The sequence below is a fragment of the Serratia sp. CY81684 genome (genome assembly GCF_052166595.1).
In the GTDB taxonomy this organism is placed as follows: Bacteria; Pseudomonadota; Gammaproteobacteria; order Enterobacterales; family Enterobacteriaceae; genus Serratia; species Serratia nematodiphila.
The window spans coordinates 994,918-1,017,912 of record NZ_JBJNOO010000003.1 but is presented as its reverse complement, the minus strand read 5'-3'; the positions used below and the strand labels follow the sequence as shown (position 1 = coordinate 1,017,912).

Below are 22,995 nucleotides of genomic sequence, written 5' to 3'. Positions count from 1 at the left end.
CTCACTCAATGAGCTGTTGCCACTGGGGATAAATACGTTCGGGAGAAAAACGGCGAGACTTATCAAGCGCAGCGACAGAAAAGCGATCGCGCAGAGCCGGATCGCGCATCAGTTCGAGCACGCCTTCGCTGAAGGCGGCGGCATCGTCATCGGGCACCAGATAGCCGTTGACGCCGTTGTCTATCAGCTCGGCCGGGCCGGTCTTGCAGTCGTAGGCCACCAGCGGCAGGCCGAAACTCATGGCTTCGATCAGCACCATCGGCAACCCCTCATAGCGCGACGTCATCACGTACAGACTGGCCTGGCGATAATAGGCCGCCACGTCGGCGGTGGCCGGCAGCAGGCTCACCTGCTGCTCCAGCCCGGCGCCTTCAATCTGCCGTCGCAGTGCGTCGCGCTCAGGGCCGTCGCCAATAATCAACAGCCGCCAATCCGGCATCTGCGCCGCCACCCCTCGCCACAGCGCGATCAGACGATCGAAGCCTTTCTGATTGCTCAACCGCCCCACCGCCAGCGCCACTTTTTCCTGCAGCGCCGGCGTCGGCGCCTGTGCGCCGAACGGCGAAACGTTCTCGATCACCCGGCATTTCCCGGCGCCCACCCAGCGAGCGATGGCGTCGCTATCTTGCCGTGTCAGGAAAATCACGCGATCGCTCAAGCGGTAAACCAACAACTTCAACCATTTAAATACGCGCGGATACTGGTGAAAGCTGACGTGTTCGCTCAATAACAGCCGGCTGCGGGCACAGAACAAACGTAGAAAAGGCGTCATCACCACCGACAGTTTTCCCATGGAAACGGTAATGATCACATCCGCGCGTTCACGCCGCAGTGCCAACGCCAGCCGCCATGGCCAGAACAGCGAATCGCCGCCGCCACAGCGTAGCCGGACGTTGCTCGCCAGCGGAAAGAAGCTCCGTTCGCCACACAGCGAAAACACCGCCACCTCGTAATTCGGCAGACGCGCCAGCGCATTGGCCAAACCGCTGGCGACCCGTTCAGTGCCGCCCTTGCCCGCCATATTTTCGATGACGATGATTACCTTGCGTGCTTGCATATCATCTCCTGAATCCCTGGCGCACATTGCGCAACAGCCGGCCGCCAACCGAGAACAACCCCAGCCTCGTCAGACAATCGCCATACCATTTGATCATCTTGAACTTGCCGCTCAGGCTGTGCCGCACGATGCGCGACGAGTAATAATTGAACGCCTGGGCGTTTTCCGAATACAGCGAGGCCAGCAGGTGCTTGCAGGCAAATCCGCTGATATGGCGATCGCTGGGGCTGAGGAAGGTATTGATAAAGCGGTCGCTGGCCTCCAGATTAAGCTTCGCCGTCATGCGTCCGTAGCGCCCCACGTCGAGAAACACCCCGCCGCCGGCGTCATGCGCCACTTGCGCGCCCAAATTGGTGGCGTTGACCAGAAAGCCCCAATCCTGATGCTTGTTGAGAAACTCGGGAAATAAAAAGCGGCGATCGCTTTTTTTACGCATGCTGATGGTGGATGACCGAATATCGCCCATTTCCAGAAAAAGAAAATCCTCGCCGGAAGAACCGGATTTGTAGTGGAAGTTGAAGTCGCGTACCGAATCGCCGCTCACTTCGGCATAATTACCGAAGATAATATCAATATGGCGATCTTCATGCTTCTTCATGCGGCGAATAATATAGTTGGTAGTGAAGTAATCATCCGAATCGAGAAAAAACACGATCTCCGATTGCGCTAAATTGGCGCCCAGGTTGCGCGATACCGCCGCATTGCTCTTTTGTTTTTTCTCATGCAGCATCACGTTGCTATTAGTCGCCGCTATCTGGCGAATATATTTGATATCATCCTCGTCAGAGCAATCATCAACCAAAATCACCTGATAGTCGAACCCTTGGCAAGCGTTGAAAATCCGCTTCAGAGTTTTAGGCAGGTAACGCGCACTATTATAAATAGGGATCACGATCGAGAAATCCATTTCTTAACCCTCCAACTTAGAATTTATCATTTCTTTTCCACGGCAAAGCAGCAATAACGACACGTTAAATACCGGGACCAAAAAATAGGTTTCCGTAAAAGTTGTTAGCAGGAAAACCACCACCACCCAGCGCATGAATCGACTCAGCCTGCGCATATTCCCCAACAGGTGAAAATAACAAAAAAGCATGACAACAGAGGCTATCCCACCAGCCGAATAAAACATGGCGATGAAGAAAAAATCGACCGGCTTATAGGGTTCGATATTCATGCCGAACAGCGGATTGGGTAGCCCCACCGCCTGAAACATCTGCCAGGAGAACCAGATGCGCCCGGTCAACGCCTGGTTCAACAGCGCGTCCAATGCCGGATTGTTCCCCCAGCGTATAACGCTGGCGAACTGAAAGCCTATGATAGCCAACGTCAGCGCAATGCAGACTTTTCTATTGGGGGTAAAACGCAGCAGCGGCGCCAGCCAAAACAGCAACAACATCAACAGCGCCAACATAAAACAGGTGCGGGAATAGGAATACATCAGCACCGGGATAATTAACGCCGACACCCCCAGTGAGGCGATATTTTTCATTCCACGCGTTAATTTTGCATGGTCGATCAGGCACAGCAGCATGGCGAACAAGGCAAAAGAATAATACGCCAAGGTGTTCGGGTTATCGAAACCCAGCGTTAATCTGTTGCCATAGCGCTCATCAAGATAAACAAATCCCTCGGTGTAAAAGGTATAGGGGATAACCATCAACAGCCCGGCAACCACAAAAGCGATAGCGAACATTTCAGCGCCGCGCACCATCTCGATGCGGCGGAATAAAATTATCACCGCCGAGCTGAATACCGCGCCAAAAAGGTAATCACCATGTCCGGTGGCGATATTAACCAGAAACAGCAGAACCAAAAAACCCGCAACCGCTTTTTCCGCCATCGTAGCGATGAAAAATGCATAGCCGACATAGAGCAACATTAGGGCATTAAGCCCCGTCACGGTTTTATTAATCAGCTCGCTGTTGAACGATCCCGAGGTCAGGAAAGTTTTCACGAAAAATAGCAACAGGAAGGTCAATATGATTGATTGATTGACCAAATCCCGCGACTGATTATAACCGACATTGGCATGCATGTGAAAATTGGAGGCGACTCTCTGCATAAGCATTTACTCAGTAAAATAACTGCCCCATTCCTGCTCGATGTTTTCCGGCTTAAGCTTGCTTAACCCCGCACCAGGCGTAAACGTCAATTCACCGAAATAGACCTTCTCACCGACCTGGTAGAAATCCACGCGGACATAAGAGAACTGCTGCGCAACCTGGCGAGCCAAGCGCGTCATTTCTTCCAGCCGCGTAGGCCGCGGCATCGGTTCGTCGGCATTCGGCAAGCTGATGCGGATTTCGGTGCGGTTCCAGTCGATATCAAAAATGTCGCGCCGATGGGTGCCGAAACGCTGGTAATCCACCTGGATGAACATGCGAATTTCATGGTTGTCGTTGAAACAATGAAACTTGATATCGTTCGGCACCTGCTCCCCATCCAGCAACATGCGTTCCACCATGATGCAGGGTTCGATGTCCAGATAATGCTTTTCGCGACTCTGCTCGTAAAAGTTGCTGCGCATCCACGCACTGCTGAGATCGTACAATTCCGCGTAGCTAACCTGTTGCTTGTCGAACACCAACCGGTTATAGCCGCTGCCATGGTTGGCCTTCAGCACGAAGGCATCGGGCAACTGCCTGAACGTGTCGTAGCTGAGTTCAGTGCCATGCGCATACAGCTCCACCAGATACTCTTCGCCCCACAGGCCGGCAATAAATTCACGGACCTTGTATTTGTCCGACAAGGTGGTGTAGATGCTGCGCGGATAAATTTTGCGGCGCATGATCTTTTCGCTGAAGCCGGTCGGTTTTGACAGGTGCGGCAGTTTTTTGAAATAGAGCGCGTATTTAACCTGATGGTGCCAGGCATCGGGCAGGCGCTTGGAAATGCTTTTAACCAGGGTGTTTAACATGCTCTCTCCTTAATTTGCTGACAAGACGCGGCAGGCAGTAAAAACAGGTCAGCTGCAGTCGGGTAATTTTCCCGCCACGGAATAAACTGTTCAGAACGAAGAATGAAATGAATTCCGCCAGTAGCGTAGACACCGCAGCGCCGGTCAGGCCGTAACGCGGGATCAGCAGCAGATTCATCGCCACGTTCATCAGAGCCACCAACGGCATCTTGATGGCGATAAAGCGATAACCGGCGAACAGCACGATGCTGCGGTACGAAACCGTCCCCATCACTGAGAACAGCGAGGTCAGCGTACAAATAGCCAGGATGTCGGCGGCCGGTTGAAAAGCGGCGCCATACAGCAGCGCAATAGCCGGGTGGGCGAACCACCACAGCCCCAGCAGCACCGGCAACGACAGGCCCAATACCACCAGATACAGCACCCGGATGCGGTACTCCTGCTCCAACGGATCGCGACAGTTGGCAATACCCGGCATCAACGAGGTGATCAGCGCCATCGGCACAAAAACCCACCCCTGACTGAGGGTGGTAGCGGCGCTGAACCAGCCCACCGCCTGCTCGCCGACCAGATTGCCCAGCATGATTTGATCGATGCGGGTATAAATCACTATCGCCAGACTGGAGATGGCCAACGGCAGGCCCACTTTCAGCAAATAACGGCCATAGCGCCCGGCCTGGCGCGGCGTAACCCGCGGCGTGGCCGCCGCTTCCCCACGGAATAGCCAGAGGCGCGCCAGATAAGGTACGGCGCTGCTGAGGATGTAGGGTACCGCGAACCACACCAGCGGCAGCGCGGCGCTCACCAGCGCCAGCCGCAGCCCGATCGACAGCAGCAGCGCCAGGTTGTTGATCAGCGTATTGCGTTTCGACTGCAGGCGGGCATCGTAATAAATTTTGTACACGTCCTGAATCGAGAAATAGGCGCTGATAAGCAGCAACAGCGTCATCAGTTGACTGGCTGGAGGCTGGCTGAAATAGCTCCATATCAGCATCGGCAGCGCCACCACCAGGAACAGCCGGCGGCGCAAACGCATCGAAGCCAACATCAGGCGAATGCCGCTCGGCTGGCGGCGGGCGACGCGGTTGAAAATGATGCTGTCGGCGCCCAGCTGCACCAGCGGCACCACGATGGCGATCGTCGCCAATAGATAGTTGAGAGCGCCAAACTGGGCGGGCCCCAGATAGCGCGCAACGTAAATGGAGACGAAGATGCCGGACAGGCTGAGCGAAACGCGTTCAAGCATCAGCCACAGGGCGTTGGTGATAATGGCCTTCACCCGCTTATTCCTCTGCCTGCCGGTGATCTTCCCGATGGCTTGGATAGGCGAAGTTGTAATAGCTCATGTCGGTCGCCGCCCTCTTCACGATGCCGTTGAGGATTACGCCTCTGATCGCCACGCCATTCTGTTCGAAACGGCGCATGCTGGTTTCGATCTGCTTGACGGTGTTCACCTCAAAACGCACCACCAACAGTGACGTACCGGCGTGATTGCCGACGATGGCCGCGTCCGTCACCGCCAGAATCGGCGGCGTATCGATCAGCACCAGATCGTAGTTTTGCCCGGCCCAACGCAGGAAATCGGCGAAACGGCGATGCATCAGCAGCTCGGACGGGTTCGGCGGCACCTGGCCACGCGGTACGAAATCCAGATTGGCAATGGCGGTTTTCCGCACCGCCTGTTCCGTCGTCACTTTGCCCACCAGCATGTCGGACAGCCCTTGATGAGCGTCGTCCGATAGCCAACGATGCAAAAATCCTTTACGCATATCCGCGTCGATCAACAGCACCCGCTGCCCGGCCTGCGCCACCACCACCGCCAGGTTGGTGCTGGTAAAACTCTTGCCGCTTTCCGGGCTGGCACCGGAGACCATCAAAATGTTGTTTTTGGCCTCCAGCATGGCGAAATGCAGGCTGGTGCGCAGGCTGCGAATGGCCTCCACCGACAGATCCGCCGGCTCGGCCACCGCCAGGATCGGCAGGCGACGACCGCCGGATTTGGGCAACTGCAGGCGTTGTTCGCGATTGCGTTTCGCCTGCCATGGCGACAGCGGCACGGTGGCGTAGACGTTGATGCCTCGCTTCTCCAGCGTATCGATATCATTGATGCCGCGATGGAAGGCCGTGCGCAGCAGCACCACCGCCGCGGTGCCTGCAGCGCCCAATATCAACGCCAACAACACGATTAGCATCTTTTGCGGCTGAATCGGTCGGATAGCGGATTCCGCTTCGTCGACGATGCGAATATTGCCCACCGTACCGGCCTTGCTGATGCTCAGCTCCTGCTGTTTGTTCATCAGTTGCATGTAAACCTGCTGATCCACCTGCACGTCGCGGGTGAGACGCAGGATCTCCTGCTGCATTTTCGGCAGCGTCTGTACCTGTTTGCCGAGCCGCGCCTTTTCCGCCTCCAGCGTGGCGCGCTTTTCCAGCAGCGCCCGGTAAGCCGGGTGCACGCGGGTATAAAGCTTGGAAATCTCCGCCTCTTTGAAGGTCAGCTCGTTGAGCTGGGCTTCGAGCTGTACCTGCGTGTCCAGCACCGACTTGGCTTCCAGCGACAGATCCACCGAGTCGTTTTGCTGGCGGAACTGGTTGAGCTGGGTTTCGGCGTTGTTGAGCGAGGTTTGCGTTTGCGGCAACTGCTCCTGCAGGAAGGCCAGCATCCGCTGCGCCTCTTCCGTTTTGCGATCCACGTTCTGCTGCAGGTAGTTATCGGTGATGTTCTTCAGCACCGCCTCTGCACGCTGCGGATCTTCGCTCGGCAGCGTAAACGTCATGATGCCGCTGTCTTTGCCGCTCGGCACTACGCCCAGGTATTTACGCAGATCGTCCACCGCTTCTTGACGCGCGACTTTCACCACGGTGAAACTGGTGCCCGGCGCCGCGTCCAGCGCCGAAACGGTCATGCCCCACTCGCCCTGCGCCACCGGTTGCCCAACCACGCCACTGAACAATTTGGCGCCGTCATGGCTCAGCTCATAATGTTGCCCATCGCGCACCGTCAGCGTCAGCGCTTCGCCCTGCATGTCCGCCGGCGTTGTCAGCGTGGCGATGTCCAATACCGGCGCCTTTTCACCGCTCAGTCGGGCAAAGCCTTTACCGAATACCGGGAAATAGTCCGGTTCGACGCGCACCGTCAGGCCGAGGGCATCCACCGTTTTGCCGAGCACGTAGCGCGACTTGACCAGCGTCACCTCATCCTGCGTCGCCGAATTTTGCCCCAGCGAACTGTCCAGCGTTTCACGCAGCAGCGAATCGCCGGACAGCTGATTCTCCACCTGCACCACCGCCGTGGCCTGGTACACCGGGGTAGCCAACAGGGCGTAGGCGACGCCCAGCGCACCCGCCACGCCGGTCACGACGGCGATCCGCCAGCGGTTATCCCACAGCGGCCCTACCAGACGCTCCCACTCCAGCTTTTCATCTTGTTCGGCCACCATCACGGACAGCGCATTGTTTTTCATCTTCTGTTCCTTATTCACCCTGCGGAGTTACCAGTTGCGCACGCGCAAGGTAGCCTCGCTGAGATCGTTAAAACTGCTGATGGTCGGCACCAGCTGGCTGATCAAACGGTTCCAGCGCGCGATAGGCGCCGCGGTGACGTACACGACGTCGTAAGGGTGCAGCTGAAATTCAGCGCCCATCGCCAGCGCGCTGGCGTCGGAGAGATCGAACTGATACAGCGTCGCCAGCCGCTGCGGGGGATTGCCGCCGCTCGGCCGGATCACGAACACCCCGGTCGCATCCGCCACCGTCTGGCTGATCCCTTCGGAAGATCCGAGGGCTTCGGTCAGGGTCATGCCGCTGCGATCCATCTTCAGCGTCGCTTGCTTGCCCACCTCGCCCATCACGAACACTTTCAAGTTGTCATTGCGCGGAATGTAGAGGATGTCGCCCGGCTGCAGCAGCGCGTTCTGGCTGATGTCGCCACGCTGCATCAGCGCCTGCAGCGAGATGGCCCGCTCTTTGCCCTGATGGGTCAGCACCACGTTGCGCCAGTCGGCATTGTCCGTCAGGCCGCCGGCGGCGTTGATCGCATCCAGAATGGTCAGCGGCACGTTGGTGATCGCCTGCTGACCGGAGGTTTTCACCTCACCGGTCACATAAGCCTTCTGCGAGCGGAACGCGGCGATGCTGACATCCACCTGCGGGCTTTCCACATACTGCGCCAGACGGCCGGCGATCAGGCTGCGCACTTCGGTGACGGTTTTACCCACCACCGCCACGCGCCCGATATAGGGGTAAAAGATCGTGCCATCCGCATGCACCCAGTTACCGGTGTCGCTGGCGCTGCGATATTGCCCGGCCGGCGTGGTCAACTCGGGGTGATCCCAGACGGTGACGTTCAACACGTCGCCGACGCCGATACGGTATTGGTAGCTCTGCAACCGCTCATCCAGTGCCGGATTCGGCTGGGCGACCGGTTCAACGCGCCGCATTTTCTGCAGCAGCATCGGTGACATGCGGTAGACCTGTACCTGGCTGTTCAAATCGAAATCGTCGTCTTGTTGCACGACGATGGCTTTTCCGCTGGTCGATAAATGAGAGCCGGGAACCACCGTACAACCGCTCAACAACGCGGAGGTGAAGGCCAACGGCATCAAAAGAGGCAAATGAAAATTCATGGAAGTACCGTGATAAACGGGCTGCTGCCGCAGCCCGTGAGAGGATTAACGCCCGACGGTTGGATTATCGCTGAGCATCGTCGCCTGACGCGGTTCGCGCAACATGGCGAAATAACCGCAAAAACAGAACAGAAACGCCACCAGCATCAGGCTTTCCTGCAGTTGCAACACTTCACTGCAAATGCCGATGCAGGCCAGCGTCACCGCCAGCATGGTGCTCATCGCCAGTGCCTGACGCGCATTGAGCCCGCGACGCATCAGAATATGGTGCAAATGATCGCGGCCCGCTTTGAAGGGGCTTTGGCGGCGCAACAGGCGGCGCACCATCACGGTCACCATGTCCATCAGCGGAATGGCGATCAGCCACAGCGCGGTGACCGGGCGCATTACCGCCTGCTGCCCCTGCGTCGCCAGCAACACCAGCCACAGAACGCTGAAGCCGATCACCATGCTGCCGGCGTCCCCCATAAAGATTTTGTTACGCGCGCCGAACAGGCTCAGGTTGAACAGCAGATAAGCCGCCAGCGCGACGATCATGCCCAGGCACCACAGCGCCAGATCTTCCCGGCCACCCAGTCCGAACACGATGGCCAGCGCAACAAAGGTCACGCAGGACAAGGCGCCCAGTTGCCCGTCGATGCCATCCACCATGTTGTAGGCGTTGATCGCCCCCCATACCGCCAGCGGTGTGAGCAGCAACGCGCCATAACCGAGCATCACTTCCTGATGGCCCCAGGCATGGCCCAATGAGGAAAGCTGCATCCCTGCCGCCAGCATCATCGCCAGCGCGATCCCTCCCTGCACCATGACGCGCGGCGCCACGGGCAGATCAAAGCGGTCATCCAGTACGCCCAACACCACCAGCGCCGTGATGCACAGCAGGTAGACGGTGTTGTCGGGCAGCCAGGCGGGTTGCCACAACGTCATCAGCATCAGCGTCAGGTACACGGCGATGCCGCCGACCAACGGAATATGTCCCAGATGTTGCTTGCGCGCATTGGGCTTATCCACTAATCCCACCGTCAAGGCGACCCGGCGGGCAATAAGGATCCACGCGACCGCCAGCACAAATATCACGCTCAGTTGATATAACATCGTTCCTCCAGCGAATAAGCACGCTACCGCCCTTGAGTTACAGCTCCCAATGCGCTATTAACAAAAACAGAATTGATCCTGCCAGGATATAAGTCAGCATGAATTTATCCTGAAAAATACAGATTTATCCGCTTGTCGGCGGAATAATCAAATAACGTCAGCGTGCGATTAAGTTATCTATCAGAAAACTCATGTTTAATGGTTCTTTCGATTGCCGAATCAAGTTCAACAGGCGCCACGAAATTATTTTGCACATTACTTTTAAACTGCGTTCTGGCGCAGAATTTCTGTACTCTGACGCGACTGATTGGGAATTTCTTGCGACTTATTTTACTCACAACATCCAATGCGGTTGCGCCGCATATGCCTACGGCATAAGGAATGCGAATCGTCTTATTTTCTCTCCCCAATGAAGAGGAAATTACGTCAACCAATTGATTCATCGTAAAGTCCGGTTTATCGACGTAGTTGCTGACCTGATAACTTGACTGTTGATCCAGCGCATATTCCAGCCGCGCGGCAATATTTTCAACGTAGGCCATCGACTTCATATTATTGCCGCTGCCAATCATCACGAAACGTCCGCTGGCGATCTGACGGAACAGGTTATACACGTTGCCACGGTTGCCTTCGCCGAATACCACCGTTGGGCGAATGATAGTCAGCCGATTTGCCTCATCGGCCTTGCGCCAGGCTTCATAAACGTATTCCGCCTCGAGCTTGGACTTGCCGTAATGGTTGAAAGGCTCGAAACGTCCTTCTTCGCCGGTCTCCTGTTTGACGAAGCCGTAAACAGCGACCGAGGAGGTGAAAATGATTTGACGGATATTCAGGGCGGAGGCGGTCATGCAGACATGGCGCGCGCCTTCGACATTGACCTGATAATAGAGCGAAATGGGATCGACATTGTCCTGATGCTCCGCCGCCAGATTAATGATGGCGTCGCAGCCCGCCAGCGGTTCTTGCAACGTCTGGGGTTGCGTCACATCGCCATACTGATAAAGGGATGGAAAATGTGCACTGGGTTGCTTATCGACGATGACCAATGTCAGATCATCGCGCTTACTGAGACGTTTCGCCAGGCGTGTTCCGATAAAACCGGAACCCCCGATAATAGCTACTTTACGCTTATCCATAATTTGTCACTCAGCAGGTTCTCATTATTCCCGTCACCCGATTGGGACAGGACGCTAATACGCGTTAGGTAATGAGTTCCAGACTGGACAAATCGAACCTGGCTTTCAAATAACAAATAATGAAATAAAAGATTTCATCAAATGTAAAATTATCGCTATAGATAAAACCTCATTCAGCGCTAATTTTTAACATCGTAAGCAACTTGATATTGCAAGGTTTTATTCGGCAATATAAGATTAATCCGACCCTTACCGGTGGAAGAAGAGGTCTCATATTTTACCGGCAATTTCAGCTGGCCTTGCTTAGGATCGACACATTCGATGGTCGCCTGCTCCATGCTCTCGCCCTGGTACAGGCAGAACAGAGTTTGCGGGCTGTTGGTATGGGGATTATTCAGCGTCAGCGTCAACACCACACGCGTGTTGTTCTGAATATCATTGATCACCGGGGGGCGGGTTTGGTTGCCAAGCACGTATGAAAAATGTGAAATAACCAGCAAAGAGGCGAATACGGTCAGGTATTTCACTACACGGCTGGCGGGCATGCTGAAAAAGCGACGCGCCGCCGCCGACTTTTTTTCACGCGCCGGTTCTTTGGATGACTCCACCGTTGCAACAGGCGCAGCAACCAGCGTCGACTTATGCGGCTTATCTATTTTTTCATCGTTTGTTTCAGACGACTCACTTACACTTTCAGAAAGTTCCGCTTGAATATCAACGCCAATATCTTCACCGCCATTTAATATATCATCATCTGCGTAGTCTTCATCCTCGGATATAAAGTGAAAAGCCGCTTGATTTTCCACCTTGTAACCCAAACGAGGAATGGTTCTGATAAGCGTGTGTTCCGTGTCGCTAATCTTTTGGCGAATAGATTTAATTGTTTGATTTATCGTTGAATCTGAGCAATAGGTTCCTTTCCAGATATTTTCTATAATTTCCGTTCGGGTAACCAGCTCTGGCGATCTGGCGACAAGCAGCGAAAGAATTTGATACTCCTTCCAACGCAGACGAAATTTCTCCCCGGCAGGAGTCAGAACATCGAGATTCCTAATCTTTATTCTTTTATCAAGATTCACTTTTAATTTCCTTAGCGTGCCTGTCCTGCACACTTTGTATAGAAATATCAAAAAATGTTCAAGAAATTAAATGTAAACTCAACAGGTTGCATTCATCGGATATTGGCCTTTATAAAAATTTTCTGATTTCATTTTTTACATTAGGCCATATTAAGGATGTTCCGTTTATCCAAATGACTCTTTTTCCCTGTTGGCAACATGGATTTCTTTCATGGTTACCGTAAAATTCAAATGAACACCTCATTGATTTAAAAAGAAAAAACTAACCATGTTGTTCGATTGTTAATCGAATGAAATTGTGAAATTTCATTCTTATCCGTGAATTCATTGTGTTTTCCCACCTAATCTGATTGTCAGATAGACTACAAAAAGCCGAAAAAAACAGAATGAGAGTTATCTGATTTAACCCCGTCACACATTCTACTCGGTGTGTGCTGCATCTAAGACAAAATCCTATTACTGATTTTATAACAATCGCACTAATTATGCTTTGCCCTCCCGGAAATTTCATTTAATCTGCGAAATGACATTAACGTCTTAATGTAAGAATACTCTCAATAAAACGAAAAAAACGTGCAAATAATATAATCCGTTTTGGCGAAAACATTCTCACATTGAGAGATAGTGCTATAAAAAAAGAAAAAAACGGCAAGCAAAGATGAGAATTTTACCTAAAGACAGAAAATTTCACTGAGGAGGGGAGGAGAGATGACTCGGAATGAGAGAAATATCCCTCCCCTGGCGGGAGGGATTGAGAAAGCAGTTTGATACTCAGGCCTTTTTCTTGCGGCCATACACCGCCCAGGTGATGACCACACACAAGATATAGAACACCAGGAATACTTTCATTGCCCCCGCCGGTGAGCCGGTCAGCGCCAGCGAGGTACCGAATGCCTGGGGAATAAAGAAGCCGCCTGCGGCGCCGATCGCCGAGATAAAGCCCAATGCGGCGGCGGAGTCCGTCACCGCTTCACGCTGTGCGCTCTCGTCACTGCCGCCGGCCGCTTTCACGCGATCGACAGTGATTTTACGGAAAATGACGGCGATCATTTGGAAAGTCGATCCGCTGCCCAGCCCCGCCGTGAGGAACAGCACCATAAAGATGCCGTAGAAGGCGATGAACGAACCGCCCTCGCCCGCCGTCGGCAAGGTCAGGAACAACAGCGCGGCGAACACGGCCATCACCACAAAGTTGATCAACGTCACCCGCACGCCGCCGAAACGGTCAGACAGCGCGCCGCCGACCGGCCGCGCCAGCGCCCCGAGGAACGGCCCGAAGAAAGCGTAATGCAGGATCACGACCTCCGGAAATTGCGTCTTCGACAGCATGGCGAAACCGGCGGAGAAACCGATGAAAGAACCGAAGGTCGCGAGGTACAGCAAACTCAGCATCCACAAATGCCCACGTTTGAGCACTGGCAGTTGCTGGCGCAGCGATGCCTTGGCCGCCGCCAGATCGTTCATGCCGAACCAGGCCGCCAAGGTGGCAACCAGCAGGAACGGTACCCAGATCCAGGCGGCGTTTTCCAGCCACAGCTGCCCCCCTTCTGCCTGATCTTGCGCCGTGCCGCCAAACAGACCAAACAGGCTGAAAGAGATCGCCAGCGGCGCGACCAGTTGCATGACGCTGACCCCCAGATTCCCCAACCCGCCGTTGAGACCCAACGCGCCGCCCTGACGCGCTTTCGGGAAGAAGAAGCTGATATTGGCCATGCTGGAGGCAAAGTTGGCGCCCGCAAAACCGCACAGCAGGGAAATGATGACGAACACGCTGTACGGCGTGCTGCTGTCCTGCACCGCGAATCCCAGCCACAAGCACGGCACCAGCAGGAAGCAGGTGCTGATAGCGGTCCAGCGACGGCCGCCAAACAGCGGGATCACGAAGGAATACGGCACGCGTAAAATAGCGCCCGAGACCGACGGCAGCGCTGTCAACAGGAACAGTTGATCGGTGGAAAAGTTGAAGCCAACCTTGTTCAGGTTGACCGCCACGGCGCTGAACAGCATCCAGACGCAGAAGGCCAGCAGCAGACAGGGAATGGAAATCCACAGGTTCCGGGTGGCGATGCGATGGCCACGCTGCTGCCAAAAGGCGCTGTCTTCAGGATGCCAATCCTGAATCAGCGCACCGGTTTTCTTTGATGAAGGCGTTGCAAGTTGCGACATAAAAACCTCAGACACGGGGGATTATTCCGACACCCTAGGGGGCGGCCCCGGCGGCAAAGTTGATGTATATCAACCCGAATGCAAGTAGTTGGCGGCACAAATAGCGCCTTCATCCCCTTAGGGGTACGTTCCGGATAAAAATTAAATCATTTATAATCAATAAATTACAATAAACCACTTCGTCATCCTCACCGCTTCGCCGCCCCACTGGAAACTAATGGGTACTTCATTCGAGGTATGGGGTTATGCTCAGGGATAATCAAAAATACGGCTGAATCGTTACTTGTTTACCCCGTCGCCGCCTTCGCCCCTGAGCTTCAGCGGCGCCAAATGCCAGGAACCCGCGCTTATGAAACGCCTGTTGGCCCCGCTTTCGATCGTGAATCAGGTCGCCCTGCTGATGTTGCTGTCGGGCATTCTGGGCGTGGCCGGCATGGGGATTTCCGCCTGGATGTCGCAAAGCATTCAGGGCAACGCGCATGCCATCAACAAGGCCGGCTCGCTGCGTATGCAAAGCTATCGTCTGCTGGCGCAGGTGCCGCTGGATGAACGGCATGAAGCGTTGATCCGCGAACTGGAGCGCGACGAAAACAGCCCCGACCTGCAGCGTTCGGTGGAACAGGAAGGGTTGACGCAACCTTTCGACACCTTGCGCGACTACTGGCAACAGACCCTGCAACCTCGCCTGCGTAGCGCGCAGCGCCCGGCCGACGCCGCGCCGCAGGTGGCGCACTTCGTGCAGCTGTTGGATAAACTGGTCTCGGATATCGACAGGCAAACCGAGCGCCGCCTGCTGATGGTGACGCTAGTGCAGGCCGGCTTTATCGCGCTGACCCTGCTGCTGCTGATCGGCACCACCTGCTACCTGCGCCGCCGGTTGCTGCATCCGTGGCGGCAGCTGGTGGAAATGGCGTTGGCGGTGGGCCGCGGCGACTTTAGCCGCCGCTTCGCGCAGCGCGGCCATCAGGATGAAATGGCGTCGCTCGGCGGCGCGTTGAACACCATGTCCGACGAACTGTCGGCCACCTACAGCGGGCTGGAGCAGCGCGTAGCCGAGAAGACCGCGGACCTGCAGCAAAAAAATCAGATGCTGAGCTTCCTCTATCGCGCCAGCCGCCTGCTGCACGCCAGCGAGCCATTGTGCAGCCGCCTGACGCCGCTGCTCAACCAACTGCAAACCCTGACGCCGCTGCGCGCCATTCAGGTGCGGCTGTATGAAAACGACAGCCGGGAGCCGCTGCTGCAGCTGAGCGGCAACCAGCCGTTGCGGCCGGAGCATTGCCATAATCCGGTGTGCAGCGCCTGCCTGCACGACAGCGACCGCCAGCATCCCGACAACCCGTCGCTGAGCTGGAGCCTGAGTGACAAACTTGGCGACTACGGCGTGATCGTGGCGCAACATGCGCCGCAACAGCCGCTGAACGATGAGCACCGCCAGCTGGTCAACACTCTGGTGGAGCAACTGACCAGCGTGCTGGCCATCGAACGTCAGGTAGACCACCAGCAGCAGCTGATGCTGATGGAAGAACGGGCGGCGATCGCCCGCGAGCTGCACGACTCCATCGCCCAATCGCTCTCCTGCCTGAAAATGCAGATCGCCTGCCTGCAGATGCAAGGCGAAACGCTCTCGTCCGCCAGCCAGGCGCTGGTGCAGCAGATGCGCGAAGAGCTGAACGGCGCCTATCGCCAGCTGCGCGAGCTGCTGACCACCTTCCGCCTGCAGCTGACCGAACCGGGCCTGCTGGCGGCGCTGCAATCGACGGTAGCGGAGTTCAATCCCAAACTGGGCCTGAACATCAGCCTCGATTACCAACTGGGGCCGCGCACGGTGCCCGCCTACCAGGCCATTCATCTGCTGCAGATCGCCCGCGAGGCGCTCAGCAACATCCTTAAGCATGCCGCCGCCAGCGAGGTGAGCATTCAGGTCATCAACAAACGGGGCGAAGTGACCCTGAGCGTATGCGACAACGGACGCGGCCTGCCGGCCGAAACATCCCGCCCCGACCATTACGGCCTGATCATCATGCGCGATCGCGCCAAGAGCCTGCACGGCCGTTGCGACATTTTACCGCGCAGCGGCGGCGGCACCGAGGTGCGAGTCAGCTTCACGCCGGATAACCACGCCATCGACTAACGGAGACACCATGACGACAGAAACCGCCGCCACCATCTTACTGATCGACGACCACCCGATGCTGCGCAACGGCGTAAAACAGCTGATTGGCATGGACGCTCGCCTGCAGGTCATCGCCGAAGCCAGCAACGGTGAACAAGGGGTCGCGCTGGCGGAGCAGCACGATCCGGATCTGATCCTGCTCGACCTCAACATGCCCGGCATCAACGGGCTGGAAACGCTGGATCGCCTGCGCCAGACCGACCTGTCGGGGCGCGTCGTGGTGTTCAGCGTGTCCAACCATGAAGACGACGTCGTCAGCGCGCTCAAACGCGGTGCCGACGGTTATTTGTTGAAAGACATGGAGCCGGAGGATCTGCTGAAGGCGCTGCATCAGGCGGCGGCCGGGCAGATGGTGCTCAGCGAAACGCTGACGCCGATCCTCGCCGCCAGCCTGCGGGAAAACCGCCCCAGCGCCGATCGCGATATTCAGCAATTGACGCCGCGCGAACGGGATATTCTGAAGCTGATCGCCCAGGGGCTGCCGAACAAGCTGATCGCCCGCCGCCTGACCATCACCGAAAGCACCGTCAAGGTACACGTCAAACACCTGCTGAAAAAGATGAAGCTAAAATCCCGCGTCGAGGCCGCCGTGTGGGTGCTGCAGGGTAAAAACGGTTAGTCGCCGCCGTACAGCGGCCCGGTTTGCGCCGGGATCGGCGGCGGCGTCAGGGTTTTGATCGGCGGCAGGCCCGCGTCATCACCGGCGGTCGCCGTCAGCGGCGGCGCCACTTTCAGCTCTATCCAGTTGGACGTCACGCGCTGCTGTTTATCGTCCTCCAGCGTGACCGATAGCCGGTAGCTGTTGGCGGCGCCCGGCGCATCGTCCCACGGCGGCACGATCGCCGTCCAGCCCTGCGGATCGTTGGCGTTGTGCGGCGGCGTCAGGCTCAGCGCCTGGGTATCCCCCTGCCAACTGACGTGAGCGATGCCGTTGAGCGCCTTGATTTCCAGCACCAGCGGCACGGTTTCCCCCGCCTGCAGGCTCCACGGCGGCGTGGCCAGGAACACCTGCAGCGTTTTGCGCTGGCGGAACTCCAGCACCGGCACGTTCTTGCGTTCGATAGGATCGTAGCGGCTGCCGCGCAGCGACTTGGCCTGCGCCACATACTCCGGCGAAATCTGCTTCACCAACGGCACCCCGAGCCGATAGCTCAGCGCCAGCTCGATCTGATCCTGGCTCTGCCCGCCCGCGCCAATCTTATGCAGCGCCTTCATCGTCACCAGCGGCACCGGGGTGTAATTGAGCCCCAGCTGCATCGCGCGCGGATCGTTTTGTTTTTTGCCGCTGCCGAACAGATCGACATTATCGCCGAGATACTGCTCATAGCTGAGCGAACCGCCGATCTGGCGATAAAACGGCAGATAGCCTTGCGTCGTAATGTCGTAACCGCGCGCCGGGCGGCTGAAAAACACGCCATCGCTAGGCTGTTGCGCCAGCGCCGACAGCGGGTAGTAATAGTTGGTGGAGAAACGCAGGTAGTCTCCCCAGGCCTCCGCGCCGACGCTGCCGCGATTGCGCTGCCGGGCGAAATCGCTGTCGAGCGCCGTGTTGTACCCCAGCAGCCAGTCACCGGCGATCCAGCGCTGCCCCAGCGCGAAATTACCGAGCGCCCCGGCGCTTTGCTGTAGCCAGCCGATCTGGCTGTAGGTCAGCAATCCGTCGACGTCGTACAGCGGGCTGAATAACTGCCCGTTGCTGCCGGTAAAGTCCCCCTCACCGGTCATCTTCAGCGATAATCGGGCGGTGCCCAGCGGCGACAACAGTTCCTGCGCCTGCTGTTGCAGCGCGCCGGTCGCCTGGCCCAGCAGATAATCCTCGGCGCGGCTGCGCATCTGCTGACGGGAAACGTTATTCAGATCTTTTTCGCCGAACTGCTTGGCCATCTCGGCCCACTGCTTCTCGCGCGCGGCGTCATCGGGCGCGCCGCCCAGTTCGGGCAAATTCGCGGCCGGATCTGCGGCGGCCTGTGCGGAAGAGACAACGCTCTCCGGCGCCGGCGGGGATTCGGCGCAGGCGGGCGCCGCGCCAGCCAGCCACACCAGCGCCCCGGCCAGCCAAATCGTCCGGCGGCTGTGCCAGCGTCGTTTTTTGGTTTTGATGAGTCCCGCCTGAATTTCGTCTTTCATGGCACCGTTGGCCCCCCTCCCTCCTGGAGCGGGCCAACCCACTGCTTTGCTGTCGCCTTTCCCGCGGCAGATCTGGAAACCCTACGCCCCGTCCAGGCCGGGGCGCCTCTCCCTTAAAGTCTAACGGCTTGACGAACAGAAACAATAGGATAAACCCCAATCACTCCCCAGTGACGCCGTCACTTACGCCCTTTACCGATCCATTCCGGCCGCCAGGTGAATTCACACCATTTCAGCACCGATTTTGCCGATAAAAAGCGCAACACCCCACTGCTGCGCGCCTCCACGCATGACATTGCCTCACTCTGCAATACGTGAAGTGGCGATGCGTACAACTGCGCATTCCTCACAGCCCACCGCATTTCACCCCGATGAAATACGCATTTTGCCGTTATTTTAAACATCTATTTCACGACTGACGGAGCCCCGATGTTTCTTTCCTTACTGTGGCCCGCGCTGTTTTTCACCGCGCTGCTGTCGGCAGGTGCGGTCGCCTTCACGCTCATCACCCGATTGGAGCGAACGGCGGCCGTGCGCGCCAGCCCACCGAAATTGCGCCGCCGTAGCCTGCTGCTGACGGCCTTCGGTTTGGCGTTGACGGCGCTGCCCTTCGACCTGCCGGCAGCACACCGGCTGTGGTTGCCACCGGCTGCGGCGCTGCTGATCGCCCTGGCCTGGCTAGACTGGCGCCATCGGTGGTTGCCGGACCGGTTAACCCAGCCGCTGCTGTGGGGCGGGATGCTGTGCAATCTTGACGCTCGCTGGGCGACGCTGGGCGACGCGGTTATCGGCGCCGCCGCCGGCTACGGGGGGTTGTGGCTGCTCAACGCGCTTTATCGGCAGGTGCGGCGGCGTAACGGCATCGGCCAGGGTGATTTCAAACTGCTGGCGGCGCTGGGCGCCTGGCTCGGTTGGACGATGCTGCCGCTGCTGGTCTGTCTGGCGGCCATGTTCGGAATAGGCATGGCATTGACGCGCGGCCGCCGCAACCGCCGCGCCTGGCAAACGCGGCAACCTTTCGGCATCGCCTTGGCGGCCGCCGGCTGGCTGTTGCTCTTGATGGACGCCGGCCAAAACGCGCCGGCGTTATTCGGTTAGTTCTTCAGTGTCTCGATCAGCCGATTGAGCAATCCTGCCACTTCCGCAGTGCTGGCCGTTGTCGGATTAGCCAGTGGCTGGATCACTGCGAGCCTGGTGGTGGATAACACCTCATCGCTGCGGATTTCCAACGCATCGGCGGGTGGCGTGCTCAATGAAACGCCGTCCGGCCGCCAGTAGCTGCCGCGCGTAGTCTGCACCTGATAACTGCCAAAGCCGAAATCTTTCTCGACGCGGTAATATATTTCGCAGCTTAACGGCCCGGTGCGCCGCAACATAAAGGCGCCTTTCGCACTATAGCTGCCTTTATTGACGACAAAGGCGGTTGCCTGCGAAGACAGATCGAACGTGATATATAAATCGCACGCCAGCACCTTGGTGCTTACGCCCTGTTGAAGAGTAATGCGCGTTGTAGGTTGCCGATCCGGCGCGGTCAGGGTGCCTAAAAAAGTCCACGATTGCTGTTTCGAGATATTGCGCGGCAAATGGTTGCTGGTGGCGGAAGGGGCAATTCCCCGCTCGCCCAGACTGTACATCGCTTCGACCCCGCTTAAAAACGACGTAACGTCGACGGTGCTTTTGCCGGCCACCGGAACGCCGCCGTTGTATACGTTACTGAAGGTTACCTCGGTATTGTTGCTGCAGGCGGCGATCGCCGCCGGGAACGGCGTCTTCGAACCGCTGTAAAGAGTCAACTGACCGATGTCCCAACGAGATTCGTTGATGAATCGGCACAACACGCTCCCGCTCTCCACATTCTGCGCGTCCTGGATATTGATATTGCCTATCGTGCCCTGGGCAAAGTTGGTGGACAACACGCTGACATTGGCGGCGCGCTGCGTATTGCGGTTCTCGCAACCCAACGAATTGATCGTGCCGTTAAAATCTTTGAACGAGTAGATATCGCCGATGCAGTCATCCGCAGCCAACGAGCCGATAGTAGAGTAAAACCCTGAAATTCTGAACGCAGTCCCCTTGGCGCGAGCGGCGTAGAGGCCGTCTATAAAATTGGTGGTGCCGGACTTGTCCATCCACAGCACCCCATCGCCCGGGCGATTGGCGTTTGCCTCCATCTGCACGTTCACCAGCCAGTTAATGAACATGTCGCCCGAGACAAACAGCGAATAACCGCCGACCTTGGTGTAAATATCGCGAATATCAAACTTCGTCATATTGCGATCGCTGAACCACACGCCGTGAGTGTCGTCTACGCCGGTATCATCCCGCAACGTCAAGCCGTGCAGCGTCAGATTGGCGAAGCCTTTCACCACGATCACCGCTTTCTTCGTTTCGCCCTGTTCGTTGGTGTAACTGCTGTCCGCCGTCTTGACAATTTTGGTCGCCCGTCCCAATCCGACCACCCGCAACCCGATGCCGCCGTAGATGTCCGTTGTCGTCTGAATGAGTACGTGTCCGGCGACCGTATACACCCGCTTCCCAAGGGACAGCGTACCGCCGGCTTGCAGCGCCGCCGCCGCCGCTTTGTTGATCGCCGGCCCCCAGTTGCTTCCGTCGCTGTCCTGATAAAACTGTTCCGGCGTAACAACCTCACCGGTGGCGATCAAGGTTGCTGCGCGCGCTCCTGAAGCGTTTTCGTTATTGTCCATAATATCTCCTGACGTGATGTGTCCGCATCATTGCGGACGGCCGCGGTGAAAGGCGTCAACAACGCCGCCTTTCAGTGCCAATCTATCACCGTCATATGAGTGCGTTATGAAATTTCATTTTATTTCACCCTGACACAACATCTCGCGATCCGAGGTGACAACAGCCAGCGATTTCACTCGCCGTTGGCCTTTGGTGCGACAGAAAGCTCGGACAGGCCCGCGGCATTGCCGCTACTTGCTGACCCGATCCAGATACAGCATGCTGTTGGCGATATCCAGCCGGGCACCTTCGACGTTGTCTCGCAATGCCACCAGCGTTTGCCCCTGCAGCGCCACCACATACGGCGAACTGGCCTGCAGTTCCCGTTGCAACGTGACGTAACGTGCGCTGCGCGCGGCGCTGTTCCCTTCCGCAGCCGCGGCGCGCGTTTCCGCGCTGATGGCGGGAATGTTCCACTGGGTGCGCCAGGCCAGAGTTTTCGGCCCACCGGGCACGTTATAGGCAAAGGCGCTGGCGTTGGTGTTCGGATCCAGGTAGTCGGCGCCCCAGTAGGTGAAGATCGCCTGAAAATCGCGGCCGCGCATCTTGCCCCACAGATCGCTTTCTACCACCGGATGGATATCCAACCGCAGCCCGGCCTGCGCAAAACTGGCCTGCAGCGCCTGCGCGATGTCGGTATACGGCGGTTGGTTGATGACGATAAGATCGATGCGCGTACCTTCAGCGATGCCGGCATCGCGCAGGATCTGTTTGGCTTTGTCCACGTCGAGCTTAAACGGCCGATCGTCGAGTGCCCCGTCCAACCCCTGCGGCAAGAAGGCCTGATGCACGCGATATTGCCCTTTCAGCAGTTGCTCGGCGATGCTCTGATAATCGACCAGCCAGCGCGCCGCCTGCCATAACGCCGGATTGCCCAGCGCCGGATTGTCTTTGCTGCCGGTGTTGAAACCGAGGTAATAGATCCGGGGCGCATCGGCCTGCTCAATGCGCACGCCAGACGCGTTACGCAGTGAGTCGAACTGGTCGGCCCCCAGATCGTAGGCCACGTCGGCATCCCCTTTCAGCAACAGCAAACGGCGGGTACCGGCGTCGCTGACGTTCTTGAACAACACCGTTTTCAACCTTGCCGGCGACGGAGCGTAGTCATTACGGCCAAACAGCAGCGCTTCATGCGGCACATAGTTGTTCACCCGATACGGGCCGCCGCCGGCGGAATGGCTGCGCAGCCAGCCGTTACCGTAGTCCCCCTGCTGCGCGTGCTCGTTCAACAGCTTTTCATCCACGATCGAAGCCACATTCGCCGTCAGCAGCCGCAGCGCCAACTCGCTGCCGATGTTGGCGGGCCAACTGAGTTGCACCTGGTTATCTCCCACCTTCTTCAGCTGTTGCTCAACGTTATCCGGCGTCCAGCCAAACTCGCCGAGAATAAACGACGGCGCCTTGTTCAGCTTCACCGCGCGAACCAGCGAAAAAATCACATCTTCTGGCCGCAGCGGGTTGCCGGAAGCGAAACGCTGCTGCGGTTTCAGGGTAAAGGTCAGGCTGTGGCCATCGGCGCCCGCTTGCCAACTGCCTGCGGCGTCCGGCGCCAGCTTTTGCGGCGCGGCGCGATCCGGCGCCACCAGGCGCTGATAGAGGTTGACCAGATTGGCCGAACTGACGGTTTCAAAGCTCTCTGCCGGATCGAGGCTGATAATACCCTCCAACGAACTGACCACCACCAAGGTATCCTGCGGGGTGGCAGCCTGCGCACCGAAAGCGGCCGCCAGCGCGCCATACAATAAGGTTGGAATTAACCGTTTCATCGATACACTCTCCACAATCACGCGGTTGCGCTGTTTTTCGAGTGTAGGGGGTAAGAATTAACAGAAGAACGACGATAAATTGCTTTATTTATTACCAAGATGG

The 22,995-nt window shown here is 57.2% G+C and carries 17 protein-coding genes; 3 read left to right on the top strand and 14 right to left on the bottom strand.

Features of this window, described 5'->3' with window-relative positions; translation table 11 throughout:
• Window position 1 precedes the first annotated feature (1 nt).
• The 11 genes from ACJ8QF_RS12675 to ACJ8QF_RS12625 form a co-directional block, all read right to left on the bottom strand.
• Window positions 2-1,057, bottom strand: a complete 1,056-nt coding sequence (locus ACJ8QF_RS12675) for a glycosyltransferase family 4 protein (protein WP_004934660.1) — start codon at window positions 1,055-1,057, stop codon at window positions 2-4.
• Between the two features lies 1 nt (window position 1,058).
• Complete coding sequence (locus ACJ8QF_RS12670) at window positions 1,059-1,964, bottom strand: glycosyltransferase family 2 protein (RefSeq protein ID WP_004934661.1); 906 nt, start codon at window positions 1,962-1,964, stop codon at window positions 1,059-1,061.
• Window positions 1,965-1,967: 3 nt separating this feature from the next.
• A complete protein-coding gene (locus ACJ8QF_RS12665; RefSeq protein ID WP_442537560.1) occupies window positions 1,968-3,122 on the bottom strand; it encodes a hypothetical protein in 1,155 nt (384 codons plus the stop codon).
• 6 nt (window positions 3,123-3,128) lie between these two features.
• A complete protein-coding gene (locus ACJ8QF_RS12660; protein WP_004934663.1) occupies window positions 3,129-3,977 on the bottom strand; it encodes an ATP-grasp fold amidoligase family protein in 849 nt (282 codons plus the stop codon).
• A complete protein-coding gene (locus ACJ8QF_RS12655) occupies window positions 3,958-5,256 on the bottom strand; it encodes a flippase (protein WP_004934664.1) in 1,299 nt (432 codons plus the stop codon). Before ACJ8QF_RS12655 ends, ACJ8QF_RS12660 begins: the two co-directional genes overlap by 20 nt.
• 4 nt (window positions 5,257-5,260) lie before the next feature.
• Complete coding sequence (locus tag ACJ8QF_RS12650) at window positions 5,261-7,441, bottom strand: polysaccharide biosynthesis tyrosine autokinase (protein WP_004934666.1); 2,181 nt, start codon at window positions 7,439-7,441, stop codon at window positions 5,261-5,263.
• Between the two features lie 27 nt (window positions 7,442-7,468).
• A complete protein-coding gene (locus tag ACJ8QF_RS12645) occupies window positions 7,469-8,602 on the bottom strand; it encodes a polysaccharide export protein (RefSeq protein ID WP_004934669.1) in 1,134 nt (377 codons plus the stop codon).
• Window positions 8,603-8,647: 45 nt separating this feature from the next.
• Window positions 8,648-9,697, bottom strand: a complete 1,050-nt coding sequence (wecA, locus tag ACJ8QF_RS12640; RefSeq protein ID WP_004934672.1) for a UDP-N-acetylglucosamine--undecaprenyl-phosphate N-acetylglucosaminephosphotransferase — start codon at window positions 9,695-9,697, stop codon at window positions 8,648-8,650.
• A 173-nt stretch (window positions 9,698-9,870) separates the two neighbouring features.
• Window positions 9,871-10,833 carry an NAD-dependent epimerase/dehydratase family protein gene (locus ACJ8QF_RS12635; protein ID WP_004934674.1) on the bottom strand — a complete coding sequence of 321 codons (963 nt, stop codon included), beginning with the start codon at window positions 10,831-10,833 and terminating at the stop codon, window positions 9,871-9,873.
• A 179-nt stretch (window positions 10,834-11,012) separates the two neighbouring features.
• Entirely contained in the window at window positions 11,013-11,912 is a 900-nt protein-coding gene (locus ACJ8QF_RS12630; RefSeq protein ID WP_325961747.1) for a winged helix-turn-helix domain-containing protein, read from the bottom strand.
• 771 nt (window positions 11,913-12,683) lie between these two features.
• Entirely contained in the window at window positions 12,684-14,078 is a 1,395-nt protein-coding gene (locus ACJ8QF_RS12625; RefSeq protein ID WP_004934679.1) for a NarK family nitrate/nitrite MFS transporter, read from the bottom strand.
• Between the two features lie 349 nt (window positions 14,079-14,427).
• On the opposite strand from ACJ8QF_RS12625, the gene narX reads away from it, so the two are divergent.
• Both narX and narL read left to right on the top strand, forming a co-directional pair.
• Complete coding sequence (gene narX, locus ACJ8QF_RS12620; RefSeq protein ID WP_004934682.1) at window positions 14,428-16,212, top strand: nitrate/nitrite two-component system sensor histidine kinase NarX; 1,785 nt, start codon at window positions 14,428-14,430, stop codon at window positions 16,210-16,212.
• 10 nt (window positions 16,213-16,222) lie between these two features.
• Window positions 16,223-16,873: a two-component system response regulator NarL gene (narL, locus tag ACJ8QF_RS12615; RefSeq protein ID WP_004934684.1), complete on the top strand. Its 651-nt coding sequence runs from the start codon at window positions 16,223-16,225 to the stop codon at window positions 16,871-16,873.
• Here the strand turns inward: narL and ACJ8QF_RS12610 are convergent.
• Window positions 16,870-18,381: a YchO/YchP family invasin gene (locus ACJ8QF_RS12610; protein ID WP_280631498.1), complete on the bottom strand. Its 1,512-nt coding sequence runs from the start codon at window positions 18,379-18,381 to the stop codon at window positions 16,870-16,872. The two genes, narL and ACJ8QF_RS12610, sit on opposite strands and share 4 nt — an antisense overlap.
• A 429-nt stretch (window positions 18,382-18,810) precedes the next feature.
• On the opposite strand from ACJ8QF_RS12610, the gene ACJ8QF_RS12605 reads away from it, so the two are divergent.
• Window positions 18,811-19,479, top strand: a complete 669-nt coding sequence (locus ACJ8QF_RS12605) for a prepilin peptidase (protein ID WP_280631497.1) — start codon at window positions 18,811-18,813, stop codon at window positions 19,477-19,479.
• Here the strand turns inward: ACJ8QF_RS12605 and ACJ8QF_RS12600 are convergent.
• Window positions 19,476-21,086, bottom strand: a complete 1,611-nt coding sequence (locus tag ACJ8QF_RS12600; protein WP_004934698.1) for a hypothetical protein — start codon at window positions 21,084-21,086, stop codon at window positions 19,476-19,478. The genes ACJ8QF_RS12605 and ACJ8QF_RS12600 overlap by 4 nt on opposite strands.
• A gap of 231 nt (window positions 21,087-21,317) precedes the next feature.
• Entirely contained in the window at window positions 21,318-22,892 is a 1,575-nt protein-coding gene (locus tag ACJ8QF_RS12595) for an ABC transporter substrate-binding protein (RefSeq protein WP_280631496.1), read from the bottom strand.
• Between the last annotated feature and the right edge of the window lie 103 nt (window positions 22,893-22,995).

Coding starts and splice junctions, on each gene's coding strand:
- ACJ8QF_RS12600 (WP_004934698.1), bottom strand. CDS start 21,086: ATGGACAATAACGAAAACGCTTCAGGAGCGCGCGCAGCAACCTTGATC.
- ACJ8QF_RS12675 (WP_004934660.1), bottom strand. CDS start 1,057: ATGCAAGCACGCAAGGTAATCATCGTCATCGAAAATATGGCGGGCAAG.
- ACJ8QF_RS12670 (WP_004934661.1), bottom strand. CDS start 1,964: ATGGATTTCTCGATCGTGATCCCTATTTATAATAGTGCGCGTTACCTG.
- ACJ8QF_RS12595 (WP_280631496.1), bottom strand. CDS start 22,892: ATGAAACGGTTAATTCCAACCTTATTGTATGGCGCGCTGGCGGCCGCT.
- narL (WP_004934684.1), top strand. CDS start 16,223: ATGACGACAGAAACCGCCGCCACCATCTTACTGATCGACGACCACCCG.
- wecA (WP_004934672.1), bottom strand. CDS start 9,697: ATGTTATATCAACTGAGCGTGATATTTGTGCTGGCGGTCGCGTGGATC.
- ACJ8QF_RS12625 (WP_004934679.1), bottom strand. CDS start 14,078: ATGTCGCAACTTGCAACGCCTTCATCAAAGAAAACCGGTGCGCTGATT.
- ACJ8QF_RS12645 (WP_004934669.1), bottom strand. CDS start 8,602: ATGAATTTTCATTTGCCTCTTTTGATGCCGTTGGCCTTCACCTCCGCG.
- ACJ8QF_RS12660 (WP_004934663.1), bottom strand. CDS start 3,977: ATGTTAAACACCCTGGTTAAAAGCATTTCCAAGCGCCTGCCCGATGCC.
- narX (WP_004934682.1), top strand. CDS start 14,428: ATGAAACGCCTGTTGGCCCCGCTTTCGATCGTGAATCAGGTCGCCCTG.
- ACJ8QF_RS12605 (WP_280631497.1), top strand. CDS start 18,811: ATGTTTCTTTCCTTACTGTGGCCCGCGCTGTTTTTCACCGCGCTGCTG.
- ACJ8QF_RS12635 (WP_004934674.1), bottom strand. CDS start 10,833: ATGGATAAGCGTAAAGTAGCTATTATCGGGGGTTCCGGTTTTATCGGA.
- ACJ8QF_RS12665 (WP_442537560.1), bottom strand. CDS start 3,122: ATGCAGAGAGTCGCCTCCAATTTTCACATGCATGCCAATGTCGGTTAT.
- ACJ8QF_RS12610 (WP_280631498.1), bottom strand. CDS start 18,381: ATGAAAGACGAAATTCAGGCGGGACTCATCAAAACCAAAAAACGACGC.
- ACJ8QF_RS12650 (WP_004934666.1), bottom strand. CDS start 7,441: ATGAAAAACAATGCGCTGTCCGTGATGGTGGCCGAACAAGATGAAAAG.